Source organism: Psychrobacillus sp. FSL K6-2836, assembly GCF_038003085.1.
Lineage (GTDB): Bacteria > Bacillota > Bacilli > Bacillales_A > Planococcaceae > Psychrobacillus.
Genome location: NZ_JBBOOM010000001.1, coordinates 689249 through 705821, shown reverse-complemented (window position 1 = coordinate 705821; position 16573 = coordinate 689249). Strand labels below are relative to the sequence as shown.

16 protein-coding genes are annotated in these 16573 nt (G+C 36.9%); 14 read left to right on the top strand and 2 right to left on the bottom strand.

Annotated features, from left to right (window positions below):
• The first annotated feature begins 873 nt into the window (after positions 1 to 873).
• Complete coding sequence (locus tag MKY37_RS03495) at positions 874 to 1230, top strand: hypothetical protein (protein WP_340773804.1); 357 nt, start codon at positions 874 to 876, stop codon at positions 1228 to 1230.
• 75 nt (positions 1231 to 1305) lie between these two features.
• Here the strand turns inward: MKY37_RS03495 and MKY37_RS03490 are convergent, their stop codons facing one another.
• Entirely contained in the window at positions 1306 to 2991 is a 1686-nt protein-coding gene (locus MKY37_RS03490) for an Rqc2 family fibronectin-binding protein (protein WP_340773801.1), read from the bottom strand.
• A gap of 292 nt (positions 2992 to 3283) precedes the next feature.
• Between MKY37_RS03490 and gmk the strand changes: the two genes are divergently transcribed.
• The 13 genes from gmk (at position 3284) to spoVM (ending at position 15756) form a co-directional block, all read left to right on the top strand.
• Positions 3284 to 3904 (top strand): guanylate kinase, encoded by a 621-nt coding sequence (gene gmk / locus MKY37_RS03485; RefSeq protein ID WP_340779835.1) that lies wholly within the window; start codon positions 3284 to 3286, stop codon positions 3902 to 3904.
• Entirely contained in the window at positions 3905 to 4129 is a 225-nt protein-coding gene (rpoZ, locus tag MKY37_RS03480; RefSeq protein ID WP_340773800.1) for a DNA-directed RNA polymerase subunit omega, read from the top strand. It begins immediately after the preceding gene.
• A 108-nt stretch (positions 4130 to 4237) separates the two neighbouring features.
• Entirely contained in the window at positions 4238 to 5443 is a 1206-nt protein-coding gene (gene coaBC / locus MKY37_RS03475) for a bifunctional phosphopantothenoylcysteine decarboxylase/phosphopantothenate--cysteine ligase CoaBC (RefSeq protein ID WP_340779834.1), read from the top strand.
• The gene (priA, locus tag MKY37_RS03470; RefSeq protein ID WP_340773796.1) at positions 5440 to 7851 is read left to right on the top strand and encodes a primosomal protein N'; all 2412 of its coding nucleotides are present in this window, start codon (positions 5440 to 5442) and stop codon (positions 7849 to 7851) included. The genes coaBC and priA overlap by 4 nt, the downstream gene beginning before the upstream one ends.
• Positions 7852 to 7874: 23 nt before the next feature.
• Positions 7875 to 8363, top strand: coding sequence for a peptide deformylase (gene def, locus MKY37_RS03465; protein ID WP_340773794.1), 489 nt, complete (start codon positions 7875 to 7877; stop codon positions 8361 to 8363).
• The gene (gene fmt, locus MKY37_RS03460; RefSeq protein WP_340773792.1) at positions 8360 to 9301 is read left to right on the top strand and encodes a methionyl-tRNA formyltransferase; all 942 of its coding nucleotides are present in this window, start codon (positions 8360 to 8362) and stop codon (positions 9299 to 9301) included. The genes def and fmt overlap by 4 nt, the downstream gene beginning before the upstream one ends.
• Positions 9298 to 10650: a 16S rRNA (cytosine(967)-C(5))-methyltransferase RsmB gene (gene rsmB, locus MKY37_RS03455; RefSeq protein ID WP_340773790.1), complete on the top strand. Its 1353-nt coding sequence runs from the start codon at positions 9298 to 9300 to the stop codon at positions 10648 to 10650. Before fmt ends, rsmB begins: the two co-directional genes overlap by 4 nt.
• 40 nt (positions 10651 to 10690) lie before the next feature.
• A complete protein-coding gene (locus tag MKY37_RS03450; RefSeq protein WP_340773788.1) occupies positions 10691 to 11428 on the top strand; it encodes a Stp1/IreP family PP2C-type Ser/Thr phosphatase in 738 nt (245 codons plus the stop codon).
• 2 nt (positions 11429 to 11430) lie between these two features.
• Entirely contained in the window at positions 11431 to 13431 is a 2001-nt protein-coding gene (gene pknB / locus MKY37_RS03445; protein ID WP_340773786.1) for a Stk1 family PASTA domain-containing Ser/Thr kinase, read from the top strand.
• An 11-nt stretch (positions 13432 to 13442) separates the two neighbouring features.
• Complete coding sequence (gene rsgA, locus MKY37_RS03440; protein ID WP_340773784.1) at positions 13443 to 14324, top strand: ribosome small subunit-dependent GTPase A; 882 nt, start codon at positions 13443 to 13445, stop codon at positions 14322 to 14324.
• Positions 14325 to 14327: 3 nt separating this feature from the next.
• Complete coding sequence (gene rpe / locus MKY37_RS03435; protein WP_340773781.1) at positions 14328 to 14996, top strand: ribulose-phosphate 3-epimerase; 669 nt, start codon at positions 14328 to 14330, stop codon at positions 14994 to 14996.
• On the top strand, positions 14993 to 15649 hold the full coding sequence (locus MKY37_RS03430) for a thiamine diphosphokinase (protein WP_340773779.1): 657 nt from the start codon (positions 14993 to 14995) through the stop codon (positions 15647 to 15649). The genes rpe and MKY37_RS03430 overlap by 4 nt, the downstream gene beginning before the upstream one ends.
• Positions 15622 to 15756, top strand: a complete 135-nt coding sequence (gene spoVM / locus MKY37_RS22375; RefSeq protein ID WP_235753847.1) for a stage V sporulation protein SpoVM — start codon at positions 15622 to 15624, stop codon at positions 15754 to 15756. Before MKY37_RS03430 ends, spoVM begins: the two co-directional genes overlap by 28 nt.
• A gap of 49 nt (positions 15757 to 15805) precedes the next feature.
• On the opposite strand, the gene rpmB is transcribed toward spoVM, so the two are convergent.
• Positions 15806 to 15994, bottom strand: coding sequence for a 50S ribosomal protein L28 (gene rpmB, locus MKY37_RS03425; protein ID WP_090562690.1), 189 nt, complete (start codon positions 15992 to 15994; stop codon positions 15806 to 15808).
• Positions 15995 to 16573: the final 579 nt, after the last annotated feature.

The window sequence follows — 16573 nt, the reverse complement described above, 5'->3', positions numbered from 1 at the left end:
TTAGCGTAGCTTATTACTTAGAAAATAAGATGGGTCAAATTATAGAGAGTGATCAAATTATTTGCAATATCTTTTGAATTAGAAATGCGATTATCCAATGTTAGTAGAAGAAAGTAGATTTTCTTTTATACTAGTGGAAAAAAAGTAGTAAGTGTTTGACTCATAAAGAAGAGAAATAGCGAACGAAATTGCATCTTCGGGGCCCGCACGATGCGGGTCAGGCAGTCGTTGCGAAATGTTTCTTTATTTTGCGACAAGCTTTGCGCAGGAGCACCACGATGTCGCGTACTTAGACTGTCATCCCCTCTATAAATAGGAAAGTAGCTTTTCTCTAGTTATCCAAAAACGCATTTACCTGTTTCTAAGAGTTGTAGGAGGGCGACGGACAGACAAACGCCATAAGATTTCCGAAAAAAAGGATGCTGGTTGGTTGTGACGTCCGTCACAACCAACCAGCATCTCTAAAAATTCACTCGGTAATAATATAGCGACAATTCTGTCCAAAGCACTTCGGAAACTCTAGAAATAGGTTTTGTACTTAAAGGATCGGGCGTTTTTTTTCCCGGTTTTTTCTTATGATTAAAAAACATAATCCCTATTACTGCAAAAGCTACTTTAACCTCAAAGGTAATAGAATACGTTTAACCATGTAAATTCAGCATAAACTTTTCTGGGTTTGGGTAAACTTTTATTGACTTGAAGTATAGGAAATAATATTTTCACCGGATGATGCACAGTGATTCGGATCTTGCCCATGTTTAGTTTTTGTATGATGAAGTGTTATCTACAAAATTTTACGAATAGATTAGTGTAATGCTTATTGGAAGTCTAACAAATTAAAAATATTTTACCTTATTATGAAAGAGGTGCTCAATGAGTTTTAAGATTGCCATTCTTGTTTGTTTTACTTTAATGTGTCTAGTTGCTTGTACTACTTATTTCCTGGGGAAAAAGGTATCTAAAAACTTCATGAAATACATTCCGGTATTTTCTTTTGGAGTAGGTATACTCTTTTTTTATATCAAACTCAGCTTTATTTCTAATTACACAAATTCTTTCGAAAGAATTACTGATATGATTGCAATTATTATACTTCTTATTGTATTTAGTATTGCTTTGTTAGAAGCGGTCATCATTGATATTGTAGAAAACACAGAAATATTTAGGAAAGGCTTTATGGTTTTACGAAAAGCTATGAAATTAGTGGACGTAAAAAAAGACCAGGTCTGATAGAAGTGATGATGTTACTTCCAACAGACCGGTCGTTCTATAAGTAAATGTGTATTAGATGTTCAGTCTAAATTTCTATTTCTTCATATGTCTAATTTTCTCTTCATCCGGAGTTACGAATAATGTTGTCTGCTCAAAATAAATAACAAAACCAGGTTTTGCTCCACTTGGCTTCTTCACCTGTTTAATCACTGTATAATCTACCGGTACCGAAGCAGATTCACGAGCCTTACTAAAATACGCTGCCAGGTTCGCTGCTTCTAATAGTGCAGTTTCCGAAGGGTTATCAGAATGTATTACTACATGTGATCCAGGAATATCCTTCGTATGAAGCCATGTATCGGTTTTACGAGCTAACTTAAATGTAACGAAATCATTCTGTTTATTGTTTTTACCGACTGAAATCTCGGTGCCGTCCGATGCAATGAATTTTTCAGGTATCGGTTTCGTTGGTTTTTTCTTCTTTTTCGAGGCCCTTGCTTTTAATAAGCCCTGCTCCATAAGTTCTTCTCGAATTTCTTCTATGTCAGTTGGAGATGCTTGCATTACTTGTTGAAGTAACAATTCGAAATAAGCTATATCTTCTTTGGTTATTTCAAATTGCTGTTCAATTTTTAGTAATGCAGTTTTAGCTTTTGTATAGCGGCTATAATACCTTTGTGCATTTTGTGTAGCTGTTTTTCTAGTATCTAACGGAATAACAACTGTTTTTTCATTTTCGTCATAATAATTAACAAGCTCTATTTCCTTCAATCCTTTATCAATTGCGTAGGCATTTGCCATTAATAGCTCACCAAAGAGCTGATACGTATCTAAGTTCTCAGCTTGTTCAAAATCTTTTTGGAGTTTTTTCATTTTTAACTTCAATTTGTTTAATTCGTTTTGAAGCCATTTTTCTAAATCGCCAGCCTGTTGTTTTACACGGTCGCGTTCTGCCTTCGCAAAATAGACGCGGTCTAGTAAATTACCTAGACTTTCTTCATTAAATTTGTCGCCATTTAAATGTGTCAAAGCATTAGGTGAATAGAAGGTTTTCCCTTTTACTTCTATAATTTGCTTTGTAGAGCCACCTTGCTTAATCTCCTGAATAAATTCCTTATAAATTTCAACTCTATCTTTAGAATTTTGGAATCTAAACATTAATTCTTTAGCGTGCAGTGGAGAAAATCCAGAAATTTGGTCCATAATTTCTTTAGGATCACTGGCTGATTGAAGTACTCCTTCAAGTGCTTCCGAAATTTCCAGTGGATTAAGCTTATTTTGGGAAGGAGGCGCGATATACGGTTGACCAGGTAAAATAGTACGATAACTATTCATGGAAGGGGATAAATGCTTAATACTCTCCAAAATTAGATTACGAGAAGGGTCAACTAAAAGCAAATTGCTATGACGTCCCATAATTTCCATATGAATTTCACGTGTGATATCATCACCAATTTCATTTTTGCTCTGTATTTGGAAAATAATAATTCGATCGCTTTCATATTGGTGAATACCAGTAATAATTCCACCTTCTAAATGTTTTCGTAACACCATGCAAAAAAGCGGTGGTTGGGCTGGGTTGTCTATTGTTTCATTGGTGATTTGTACCCGTGAATAGGATGAATGAACAGAGAACAACAGTTTATAATTTTTGCCTTGAGCTCTTATATGCATTAATATTTCCTGAGCATTTGGTTGGTGTATTTTAGAAATACGACCTGTTACGAGTTGCTGTAATTCAGTTGTCATTGATATTGTAAATAAACCATCAAAAGCCATAAGTAATCCTCTTTCAAAAAGTTATTTTGTATTTAGCGACCGATGCTGCCCTCAAAGTAAAAGGCGTCTTTCTGCAAAATTCTCCCAGTGCTTTTACTCCTGCGCAAAGCTCGTCGCAGAAAGTGCGTTTGCTCCTGCGCAAAGCTTCTCGCGGAAGAACGTTGTCGGGGCTTGCATGGGTGCTTGCACTTTTCTTATATATCTTATCATTTTCCACCGTACTTGTGTTATAATCAGTAAAGTATGTAATTGTAGAAGTCGACGTAGTATGACTGTATTTGAAGGAGACGTTATGCGAAGAGAAAAAGGTATATTGATCGTTTTATCAGGTCCGTCAGGAGTAGGTAAAGGGACAGTGAGAAAAGAATTATTTTCGGAACCAGGTACAAACTATGAGTATTCTATATCCATGACTACAAGAAGCCCTCGTGAAGGGGAAGTAGATGGAGTAGATTATTTCTTTAAACAAAAGTCCGAGTTTGAACAACTGATTGAAGAAGGTAAATTGTTAGAATATGCATCCTATGTTGGAAATTACTATGGGACACCTATCGACTATGTAAATGCTACGTTAGATTCTGGACGAGATGTGTTTTTAGAAATTGAAGTCCAAGGAGCAGCGCTTGTTCGAGAAAAAGCTCCAGAAGCTCTATTTATTTTCCTTGCACCACCTAGCCTGTCTGAGCTTGAACAAAGGCTAATTGGTAGAGGAACGGAAACAGAAGATGTCATTAGTTCAAGGATTAAAGCTGCACGACAAGAGCTTGAAATGATGCATTTATATGATTATGTTGTGGAAAACGATGAAGTGGCTAAAGCTTGCGCAAAGATTAATGCGATAGTAGTAGCCGAACATTGTCGACGCGAACGTGTAGAAAAAAGATATTCAGCTATGCTGGAAGGAGAAATTTAAATGTTATATCCATCTGTAGATTCATTAAAAACCCAAATTGATTCAAAATATTCTTTAGTGAGTGTTGCTTCTAAAAGAGCACGTCAACTACAAGAAGAAGGCGGAGAACGCCTAACTTCTTATGTATCTCATAAGCAAGTTGGGAGAGCGTTAGAAGAAGTTGCAGCTGGTGAACTTGCTATACAATCATCTAATGATTCTGTAGTTTATGAAGACGAAGTATAATATTTAACAATACGCAAGTAGATGTCTCAACAAGCTACGGATTAACAACAACCTCCCAAAGAATGTATGTTTCTTTGGGAGGTTGTTGTTTAGAGGGGAGAATTTATGGTGTTAACATCTAAAAAAGTTCTTGTTTGTGTCACCGGTGGTATTGCCGTTTATAAAACGGTTGCATTGGTTAGTAAATTGGCTCAAGCAGGGGCAAATGTAAAAGTAATGATGACAAAATCAGCGATGGAATTTGTTCAACCATTAAGTTTTCAGGCTATGTCAAGAAATGATGTGTATTTTGATACATTTGATGAAAAAGACTCTAGCGTTATTGCGCATATCGATTTAGCAGACTGGGCAGATTTAGTGATTGTGGCTCCTGCGACTGCCAATGTAATCGGGAAGCTAGCAAATGGCATCGCAGATGATATGGTGACTACTACATTATTGGCAACAACTGCGGATGTATGGATAGCACCTGCAATGAATGTACATATGTATGAACATGCTGCTGTTATTCGGAATATTACTCAACTTTCAAGAGATGGTTATCATTTTATCGAGCCTTCTGAAGGTTTTTTAGCATGTGGATATGTAGGAAAAGGTCGATTAGAAGAACCGGAGAAAATAGTACAACTGGTAGAGGCGCATTTTGTACCGAAACAACTACCTTTAAAAGGAACCAAGGTTGTTGTAACAGCAGGTCCAACTAGAGAGAGAATTGATCCTGTCCGATTTTTGACTAATTTTTCTAGTGGGAAAATGGGCTATGCTATGGCCGAGGCTGCTGCAAATCTAGGAGCAGAAACTATTTTAATTTCTGGTCCTGTCAGTTTGAGTGCACCAGCAAATGTAAAGCTTGTTTCCGTGGAAAGTGCACAGGAAATGCTTGATGCAGTGTTGCTCCATTTTGAGACGGCTACTATAGTTATTAAAACTGCTGCCGTGGCAGATTATAAACCAAAAGAAGTATATTCCCAAAAGATGAAAAAGCAAGTTGGTGACTCTACTATTGTGTTAGAAAGAACTACCGATATTCTTATGGAACTGGGTAAACGAAAAAAAGACCAATTGTTGATAGGTTTTGCTGCAGAAACAAACGATGTGATCCATTATGCTAAAGGCAAGCTGGTAAAGAAAAATGCAGATTATATTATTGCCAATGACGTGACCGAAGCAGGTTCAGGATTTGGAACAGATACGAATGCTGTTACGTTAGTCGGTAAAAATATGGAACAGTATTTTCCTCATCAAAGCAAGAAAGAGCTTGCGTTACAATTACTGCAAACCATTATTCAATTGGAGAAAGATGATTCCAAATGATAGTAGAAGTTATCGTCGATGTATCAGCTTATCCTATTGATCGGCCTTTTGACTATACTGTTCCTGACGAATTAGAAACAGTTGTAGAATGTGGAAGTCGTGTACATGTTCCTTTTGGAAATAGAAAAGTACAAGGATTTATAACGAATATTAAAGAGCATTCTGATTTGGATGTGTCCAAGCTAAAAGAGATTATTTCAATTATCGATGTGGAACCCGTAATAACCGAAGAATTATTACAACTTTCCAAATGGATGACCAATAAAACATTATGTTATGAAATAGATGCACTTCAAGTAATGCTACCAGCTGCTCTTCGTGCTACATATAAAAAAGAGATACGACTTGTGAAACCAGATGAAGTAGATATAGAAACCCTAGCATTATTTGGGTCAAAAGAAACGATTTCTTATGAAGTATTTGAAAAAGCTGGGCTATTACGACAGATGAAAAAGTATTTAGATCAAGGAAACTTCCAGTTGGAGACTGTTATTAAGCAACATGGAAAGGTAAAAACAATCGCCAAATATCGTATGGTGGAAAACAAGAAATTAGTACATACCCTACTAAGTGAACTTCCCAAAAATGCGATTAAACAAAAAGAGCTAATCGAATGGCTTTTAATGCAAAAGCAAACTTCCTATACAATGACAGAACTTAAAGATTCTGCACAAACAAATAATCATACGGTTAAAGCATTAATCGATAAAGGAATACTAGAAAAAGAAAATAGAGAAATATACCGTGAGATAAGCAGCCTAGAGTATAACGACCAGGACCTTAGATTTAAATTGACGGATGAACAACAAGATGCTCTAGCTCAGATTAATGATGCACAAAATAATGACCAGGATACTACTTTTCTTCTACACGGCATTACTGGTAGTGGCAAAACGGAGATTTATTTAAATGCAATTGAAAAGTCAATCAATGAAGGCAAACAGGCAATTATGCTTGTACCGGAAATATCATTGACGCCTCAAATGACTAGAAGATTTAAATTGCGTTTCGACGATCAAGTAGCTGTAATGCATAGTGGGTTATCAGTCGGAGAAAAATTTGATGAATGGCGTAAAATCCGGCGTGGTGAAGTAAAGGTTGTTGTTGGAGCTAGATCTGCAATATTCGCACCTTTTAAAAATCTAGGCTTGATCATTTTAGACGAGGAGCACGAGTCTACTTATAAGCAAGAAGATACACCAAGGTATCATGCGAGAGATGTAGCTATTTGGAGAAGTAATTTTCACAGATGTCCAGTTATTTTAGGAAGCGCAACTCCTTCACTTGAATCCTATGCACGTGCTTCAAAGGGAGTGTACAGTTTGTTAACCTTAAAGATGCGTGCGAAAGAACAATCTTTACCAATTGTAAATATAGTGGACATGCGTGCAGAGTTAAAAAGCGGAAATCGTTCTATGTTTAGTATAGACCTTGCGGATGCTGTAAGAGAAAAGTTAGAGAAGAAAGAGCAAATCGTTTTATTTTTAAATAAAAGAGGATTTTCTTCCTTTGTATTATGTCGAGATTGTGGGACTGTGGTAGAATGCGACAATTGTGATATTTCGCTTACCTATCACCGAGAGGGTGAGCAGCTTAAATGTCATTATTGTGGACATGAAGAACCAGTACCGAAGCAATGTCCAGAATGTTCTAGTGAGCATATTCGCTTCTTCGGAACAGGAACTCAAAAGGTGGAAGAAGAGATTACAAAGCTGTTCCCTTATGCAAGAGTTCTTCGAATGGATGTAGATACAACTAGAACGAAAGGTTCACATGAACGGATTTTGAAACAATTCGGAGATGGCGAAGCGGATATCTTACTAGGAACTCAAATGATTGCAAAAGGGCTAGATTTTCCCAATATTACGCTTGTTGGTGTATTAAATGCAGATACAACTTTGCACTTAGCCGATTTTAGAGCAGCAGAAAAAACATTTCAGCTAATGACACAGGTTAGCGGCCGAGCTGGCAGACATGATAAAGAAGGGCAAGTGTATATCCAAACGTATACACCGGAGCATTATGCAATAGAATATTCAAAATCACAGTTGTATGAGCCGTTTTATCATAAAGAAATGCTGGTGCGAAAACAGTTTGAATATCCACCTTTCTACTATTTAACTCTTGTTCAGGTAACGCATGAAAATGTCCTCTTAGCCTCGGAATATGCAAAATTAGCTACCGATTGGTTACGTGCGAATTTATCTACCACCACAATGGTAATTGGACCAACTTCAAGTGCAATCAGTAAAATACAAAATAGATATCGTTACCAATGTTTGATAAAATACAAAAAAGAACCAATATTAGTGGAAAAGCTTCAACAATTAATAAAAATATACCGAACCGAGTGGATAAAAAAAGGAATCAATTTAACAATTGATTTGGACCCATCTACTATTTTATAAGGTGTTTGAAATGAGGAAAAGAAATGGCAATACGTCCAATTATTACACATCCAAATGATGTACTATTAAAGAAATGTGAAGAAATTACTGTATTTGATAACAAACTAGCAGGGCTTTTAGATGATATGTACGACACGATGGTCGCTTCTGATGGAATCGGAATAGCAGCGCCACAGGTCGGAGAGGCTATTCAAGCAGCAATCGTTGACCTAGGCGAAGGTCAAGATATTATCGAAATGATCAATCCAGAGGTAGTGGAAATCGGAGGATCAGAAATAGAAGTGGAAGGATGCTTAAGTTTCCCTGAAGTTTATGGAGAAGTAGAACGTCCATTTTATGTAAAAGTAGAAGCTCAGGATCGCACAGGGGCTTTATACGAGTTACAAGCAGAGGATTATGAAGCAAGAGCCATTTTACATGAAATAGATCATTTACATGGTGTTTTATTTACAACAAAGGTTATTCGTTATGTAGAATTGGAAGAACTTGAAAATGAGGTGGAAGAAGTATGACATCTATTATCTTCATGGGTACCCCAACTTTCTCAGCGCCTATTTTGAGAATGTTAGTGGAAGAAGGCTATAATGTAAAGGCTGTCGTGACTCAACCAGATCGACCAGTTGGTAGAAAAAAAGTATTGACCGCACCTCCTGTAAAAGAAGAAGCCGTTCAACTTGGTTTGCCTGTCATTCAGCCGAATAAATTAAAGGGATCGGATGAACTAGATCAAATTATCGCCCTAAAGCCAGATTTAATCGTTACCGCCGCTTTCGGTCAGATTCTCCCAAAAGAACTGTTAGAAGTTCCAGAGCTTGGTTGCATTAATGTCCATGCATCGTTGCTTCCTGCTTACCGTGGTGGTGCCCCAATTCATCAGGCAATTATAGATGGTCAAAGTAAAACAGGCGTAACGATAATGTATATGGAAGAAAAGTTAGACGCTGGAGATATAATATCGCAAAGCGAAATACCTATTGAACATACGGACGATACTGGTCTGTTATTTGAAAAACTAAGTGCAGTAGGTTCCGAGCTACTCAAAGAGACACTGCCTTCAATTATTGCAAAAACGAATAATCGTACTAAGCAGGATGACACAAAAGTAACTTTTGCTAAAAATATTTCACGTGAACAAGAAAGAATAGATTGGAATAACTCTTCATTACAATTACACAATCAAATTCGGGGACTTCACCCTTGGCCAGTAGCTTATACAACATTAGATGGACAAGTTGTGAAGATCTGGAAGGCGGATACTATTTCCGTTCAAACAAATGAAAAACCTGGAACTGTTGTGAAAATTGAGTCAGATTATTTTGTTATACAAACTGGAAAGTCGGAAGCAATTCGCATTAATGAGTTACAACCAGCTGGTAAAAAGAAAATGTCAGCAGAAGATTATTTGCGTGGCGTAGGTTCGAAATTGCGAATAGGAGATATATTTGAATGACGAAAAAAAGCGAAAAGATTTGGACAGGTAATGTTCGAGATGCTGCACTTACTATTTTAATGGCTGTTGAAAAGCAACAAGCGTATAGTAATTTACTGTTACACCAAACGATAGAAAAGTATACGATTGACGCGAAAGATCGAGCATTACTTACGGAACTAACATATGGCACCCTTCAATATAAAATGACACTCGATTACTACTTACAGCCGTTCATTAAAGGGAAATTAGATGACTGGGTTAAACAATTACTCCGCCTATCCCTATATCAAATCCATTACCTATCGCGTATTCCCGATCATGCGGCGGTGAATGAGGCGGTCGAAATCGCGAAAAGAAGAGGTCATAAAGGAATTGCCTCAGCAGTTAATGGAATATTGCGGTCTATTTTAAGAGAAGGCGTTCGTTCAACTGAAGATATTAAAGATAGAGAAGAGCGATTGTCCATCGAGACAAGCCATCCACTATGGATGGTTAAGCGTTTCATATCACAATATGGTTTTGAAACGACGGATAAGATGTTGAAGGAAAATAATGAACCGCCTGTTACGACGCTTCGTGTAAACTTATTTAAGCGTACGGTTGATCAAGTACTTCATCTAATGACACAAGAGGGACATGTAGTGGCTAAAAGTGAAATCATTCCCGAGTGTATTTACTTATTTAACGGACAAGCAGCTAGAACAACTGCTTATCAAGAGGGCTTTGTAACAATTCAAGATGAAAGTTCTATGATTCCTGCTTATGTTCTTCAGCCAGAACCCGGGATGACCGTATTAGATATGTGTTCAGCACCTGGTGGTAAAACTACTCATATTGCCGAAAAAATGAAAAATACAGGGAAACTTGTGGCAATGGATATTCATCAGCATAAATTAAAGCTAGTGAAAGAAAATGCAGAGCGTTTAGGTTTTAGTTTTATCGAAACAGTGGAAATGGATGGAAGAAAAGCTAGTGAAAATTATGCACCACAATCATTTGATCGCATACTTGTGGATGCACCATGCAGTGGACTTGGCGTTATGAAACGTAAGCCTGATATTAAATATACAAAAAAAGAAAAGGATTTTGCTTCCCTTAAACCAATTCAGATGAATTTATTAGAAGAAGCATATAAACTTTTAAAACCGGATGGATTAATGGTATATAGTACTTGTACAGTCGATTTGGAGGAAAACGAAGGAACGACTCAGCAATTTCTAGATGCACATCCAGATATGGAACTTCAGCATTTCCCAGACGTTATTAAACGTATAAAGAAACAGGAAAAAGAAGGAACGCTTCAGATCTTCCCGCAAGATTTACGTAGTGATGGATTTTATGTAGCTCTATTTCAAAAAAAGATATAGAGACCACTCTTTGCCAAATTCAAAAGAGGTGAATGATAAGATGAAGTTTGTTGTGAAGACGGATGTAGGCATGAAAAGAACTGTAAATGAAGATAGAGTAGAAGTTTTTATGCGTGAGGACGGTCGGTTATTGGCTGTTGTTGCTGATGGTATGGGTGGTCATAAAGCGGGTGACGTTGCGAGTGAGTTAGCTGTTTCAGAGTTTAAAAAGTATTTTGCTGCATTCAATCCGTTTATCGTAAAGGCAAGAGATTGGTTAACCTATACATTTCAATCGATCAATCAAACAGTTAGTAGACATTCTAAAATGAGTGCAGAATGTGCTGGTATGGGAACAACATTAATCGCAGGCTTATTTGAGAAACATCAAGGGATTGTTGCTCATGTTGGTGATAGTCGTGTCTATTTGATATCACACGAGCAAGTACTTCAAATTACACGAGACCATTCGTATGTTAACGTCCTCATCGATTCAGGTGAAATAAGTGAGGAACAAGCGAAGACCCATCCCAATAAAAATGTATTGATGAAAGCGATTGGTACTGAACGTACAATTCAACCTGACTTTTATGATATCGCTTTCCATCCAAACTCTTATTTACTTTTTTGTACAGACGGTTTAAGCAATAAGATAAGTGAACGACTTATGCAATCCATTTTATATTCCAATAGGACGCTTGAAGAAAAAGGGCAAGATTTAGTAGATGAAGCAAATAAGTCAGGCGGAGAAGATAATATTTCTTTAATCCTATTATCTAACAATGACGAGGAGGTGTAAGGATGCTGATAGGTAAACGAATAAGTGGCAGATACAAGTTACTTGAAATGATTGGTGGAGGCGGCATGTCCAATGTTTATTTGGCACATGATATGATTTTAGACCGTGATGTAGCTATTAAAGTATTACGTTACGATTTTTCTAATGAGGAAGAATTACACCGTCGATTTCAGCGTGAGGCCCTTTCTGCAACTAGCCTTACTCACCCCCATATTGTCAATATTTATGATGTTGGGGAAGATGAAGATATTCACTATATTGTCATGGAATATGTGAAGGGCGAAACATTAAAAGAATACATACTGCTGAATGCACCGGTTTCTCCAACGAAATCTGTAAAGATTATGAAACAACTTACATCGGCTATTTCTACTGCGCATAATAATCATATTATCCATCGTGACATTAAGCCACAGAACATTTTGTTGGATGAAGAGGAAAATGTAAAGGTAACTGATTTTGGTATTGCAATGGCACTCAGCGCAACCTCTTACACGCAGACAAATTCCGTATTAGGTACAGTACATTATCTATCACCTGAACAAGCACGAGGTGGTACAGCAACGAAGCAGTCAGACATATACGCATTAGGTATTGTGTTATTTGAACTATTAACTGGACAACTCCCATTTTCAGGAGAGTCCGCGGTATCCATCGCATTAAAGCATTTACAAACTGAAACGCCATCTATTCGAAAAATTATTCCTACTATACCGCAAAGTATTGAAAATGTCGTTTTGAAGGCTACTGCAAAGGACCCGAAAGATAGATATCTTTCCTCAGAAGAAATGGAAGCAGATTTAGCAACGGCCTTATCTCCTGAACGAGCAGGAGAAGAGAAGTTTGTAGTAGCAATTGATGATGATGCAACGAAGGTGTTACCTGTTATTAAAGAACCTGTATCATTTAATGAGGTTTCTGACACCAAAAAAATGTCGGCATCAAACAAGGTTACCAAACCGGTAAAACCAAAAACTAAGAACAAGAAACGGAAAGTAATTGGTGGGGTATTAGCAGGAGCTATCCTATTATTATTGCTAATTTTCATCGTATTTCCAGGTCTTTTTAAAGCAGATAAGATACAAGTTCCAGATGTATCGAACTTAGAACTGGAAGAGGCTATTGAACAATTAGAGTCAGAAGGATTTACGATCGGCGATGAAACATTAGAAGTGTCAGATGAAGTAGAAGAAAATAAGATAATTCGAACGACACCTGAAGCAGGCAAGCTTCGTGAAAAAAATAGTGAAATCCATTTATTTGTATCTTCGGGTAAAGAAACCTTTGTCCTTGAAAATTATATTGGTAAAGATATAGATCAAGTAAAAGTATTGTTGCAAAATCAGAATCTAAAAATAGATGTAAAAGAAGTATTTGATAATAAGGCAAAAGGAACTATACTTAAGCAAACACCTGCTGAAGGAGAAGAGATTATCCCAGATGAAACCGATCTTCTATTCACTGTAAGTAATGGTCCTGAATTACGCACGGTTAGTGATTTGACTGATTGGAATGAGAAAGCTTTAAGTGATTATGAAAAATCATCTGGATTTAAAATAGAATATGCGAACAGAAAAAATTCCGACTCTATTCCAAAAGGAAATGTGATAGATCAAACACCGAAACCAAATACAAAAGTTAGTCCTGGAAGCACGATAGAAGTAATTCTTTCTGATGGTCCAAAGGCCAAGCCTCCTAAATTTGTAGTGAAAACTGTTACGATTCCATATGAACAACCTGTAGTAGAAGAAGAGGATGAAGAAGATGGTAGTGATGAGGAAGAAAATAAGGAAAAACCAGTTGCAGAGGAGCAAGTAGTTCGAATTTATATTGAAGATAAAACTCGTTCAATGTTGGAGCCCGTCGAAGAATTTGTCTTAACTGAAACAGTTGTAAGGCAATTGAAATTAGAAATTAGTGAAGGCGAAAAAGCAGCATATCGAATTGAGGTAAATTCAAAAACAATCTTAAAAGAAACAATTGCGTATGAAGATTCAGAATAGGGAGGTTTCGGATGCCAACAGGTCAAATTAGAAAAGCGTTAAGTGGGTTTTATTATGTTTATGATAATGGTAAAGTTGTTCAATGTCGTGGAAGAGGTGTATTTAGAAACAGAGGTGAATCACCTTTAGTAGGGGACTTTGTCGATTATACAGTGGAAGGAAATAATGACGGAACAATTACAGTCATCCATGAACGAAAAAATAATTTAGTTCGTCCACCTATTGCAAATATTGATCAAGCAATATTGGTTTTTTCCATTAAGGAACCAGATTTCAATACAATCTTATTGGATCGTTTTCTAGTAGTATTAGAATCATTTCATATTGAACCAATTATTTGTTTGACGAAAAGTGACTTAATGGATAATGAGCTAGAAACTCAGATTAGGGAATATATGAATGATTACGAAAAAATAGGTTATCAGTTATTTATGACATATAAAGATGATCCAGCATTCGATGAGAAAATTACTCCTTTTTTAGAAGGGAAGACAACTGTTTTAGCTGGTCAATCCGGGGTAGGTAAATCAACTTTATTAAATACGATATTACCTTCCCTAGATTTAAAAACAGGTATAATTTCTAATGCATTGGGTAGAGGTAAACACACTACAAGGCATGTAGAACTTATTGAGGTTTGCGGGGGACTACTTGCGGATACGCCGGGTTTCAGTTCATTTGAGTTTGATTTAATGGAAAAAGAGGAACTTTACCGTTGTTTCCCAGAGTTTGTGGTAAAACAAAATGACTGTAAGTTTCGAGAATGTATGCATGTGAAAGAACCAAAATGTGCAGTAAAAGAAGCAGTAGATACCGGTGAGATAAAAGCGTATCGATACAAACATTACTTACAATTCTTAGAAGAAATTATAGATAGAAAGCCGAGGTACTAAATTATGGTGAAAATAGCACCTTCAATACTAGCAGCAAACTTTTCTAAGCTAGGTGAAGAAGTATTAGAAGTAGAAAAAGCGGGAGCAGAACTAATTCATATCGATGTAATGGACGGGCATTTTGTTCCGAATATTACAATGGGGCCAATTGTTGTTGAAGCACTACGTCCGCTTACAAAACTACCTTTAGATGTTCATTTAATGATTGAAAATGCGGATCAATATATTGAATCTTTTGCCAAAGCAGGAGCAGATTATCTTACAGTTCACGTAGAGGCATGTCCTCATCTGCATAGAACGATTCAATTAATTCGTTCATTTGGCGTAAAACCGGGTGTTGTATTAAATCCTCATACGCCGATTGAAACAATTCAACATGTATTAGAGGATATTGATATGGTTCTTTTCATGACAGTTAACCCGGGATTTGGAGGACAGAAGTTTATTCACTCTGTAGTCCCTAAAGTAAAACAGTTATCAAATATTATTAAAGAGCGAAATTTATCCATTGAAATTGAAATTGATGGTGGGATCAATGAAGAAACGATTAAACCTTGTGTAGAAGCAGGAGCTACTATATTAGTTGCTGGATCTGCAATTTATAACGCTCCTGACAAAGCAAAAGCTTTACAAGCGATTAAAGAAGCTGGTTTAAGTGTAGTTCCAAAATGAAGCGAGTAGTAGTTTGTTCAGGTGGACCATCTAAGGAAGTTGTTGATTTTAAACAACTTCCTTTTCATACAGATGAAGTTATTTTTATAGGTGCTGATCGCGGGGCATTGCATCTAATAGAACAGGGTATACTGCCAAATGAAGCTATTGGTGACTTTGATTCACTTACACAGGAAGAGCAAAGTTTCATGAAGAAGAAAATACAAAAAGTAACAGAACTACAGATGGAAAAAGATGAAACCGATACTCATATTGCTATACTTCTTGCTTTAGAGTACAAACCTGATGAAATAATCGTAACAGGGGTAACTGGTGGCCGCCTAGACCATTACGAGGCCGCTTTACACGATATTTGTCGTTTTCAATTAGAAAATCCAACTATTACCTTTGCCATCCAAAACAATCAAAATATCATTCAATTTTTATCATCAGGAACCCATGCTATTGATTTTGATAGCCATTACAAGTATGTTTCCTTTTTCTCTTTTGGAAAACAAGTGGAGAATATGATTCTAAATGGATTTATGTACGATGTAGAAGATGAGTATATTAATGTTGGGAATGCTAAATTTACAAGTAATGAACTTAAAGATCGAACAGGTACTATCTCTTTTACCGCGGGCATATGTTTAATGATAAGAAGCAGCGACTAAAAGGGAGGAATTGTGTGAAGGTCTACACATTTAGATTGCCTAAATCCGTAAGTAGTTTTGTGAAGGTTTGTATACGGCTATTTAAAAAAGAAGAGAAGAAGAAATGAAAAAATGCCAGATCGACTATAGTCGGTCTGGCATTAATTATGAGGGCGATTAAACGCGCTCAATTTTTCCTGATTTTAAAGCTCTCGCAGAAACCCATACACGTTTTGGTTTACCGTCTACAAGAATACGTACTTTTTGAAGGTTAGCTCCCCATGTACGTTTAGTAGAGTTCATTGCGTGAGAACGAGCATTACCCGAACGAGCTTTACGCCCAGTGATTGCACATACTTTTGGCATTATATTTCCTCCTTTAAAAAAGAAGCTGAAAGATTTTTCAGTTCGATATTTCACATACTTTAATAATTTACCACAGACCTTCATGAAGTGCAAGACTTATCAAGAAAAAAACCTTTACAGCATAGAAAAGCGTAAGACGCCGTTTAGCAGCGAAAATCGCTGGAAGACTTGTAGTAAAAGGCGTATTTTGCCTTTTCTACAATTCTGAAGCGATCGAGCTACTGGCGTCTGGAGCTGGCCAGCATAGAAAAGCGCAAGACGCCGTTTAGGGATACTGCCTCGTAGTGTGTTGAATGAAGTGTCCGCTAAGATTTTCGCTGCAGGACGGACGCTTTCCGTGGGGTGAGTGATGAGCCTTCACCGCCGCTTGCACGTACGTTGTGAAGTCTCATCTTACTCACTTGATCCCACTGGAGTCGCCGCCTGTAGCGAAAATCAATGGAAAAATACTAATTTATCGAAATTAAATATTAACAAAAATGGTTGAGCGATATAATATCCACTACGAATGTGATAAAGCACATCTCGAACGCTACAAAAGGGTCTAGCAGATGCTAGCTAGCGAGTTCATAGCTTTAA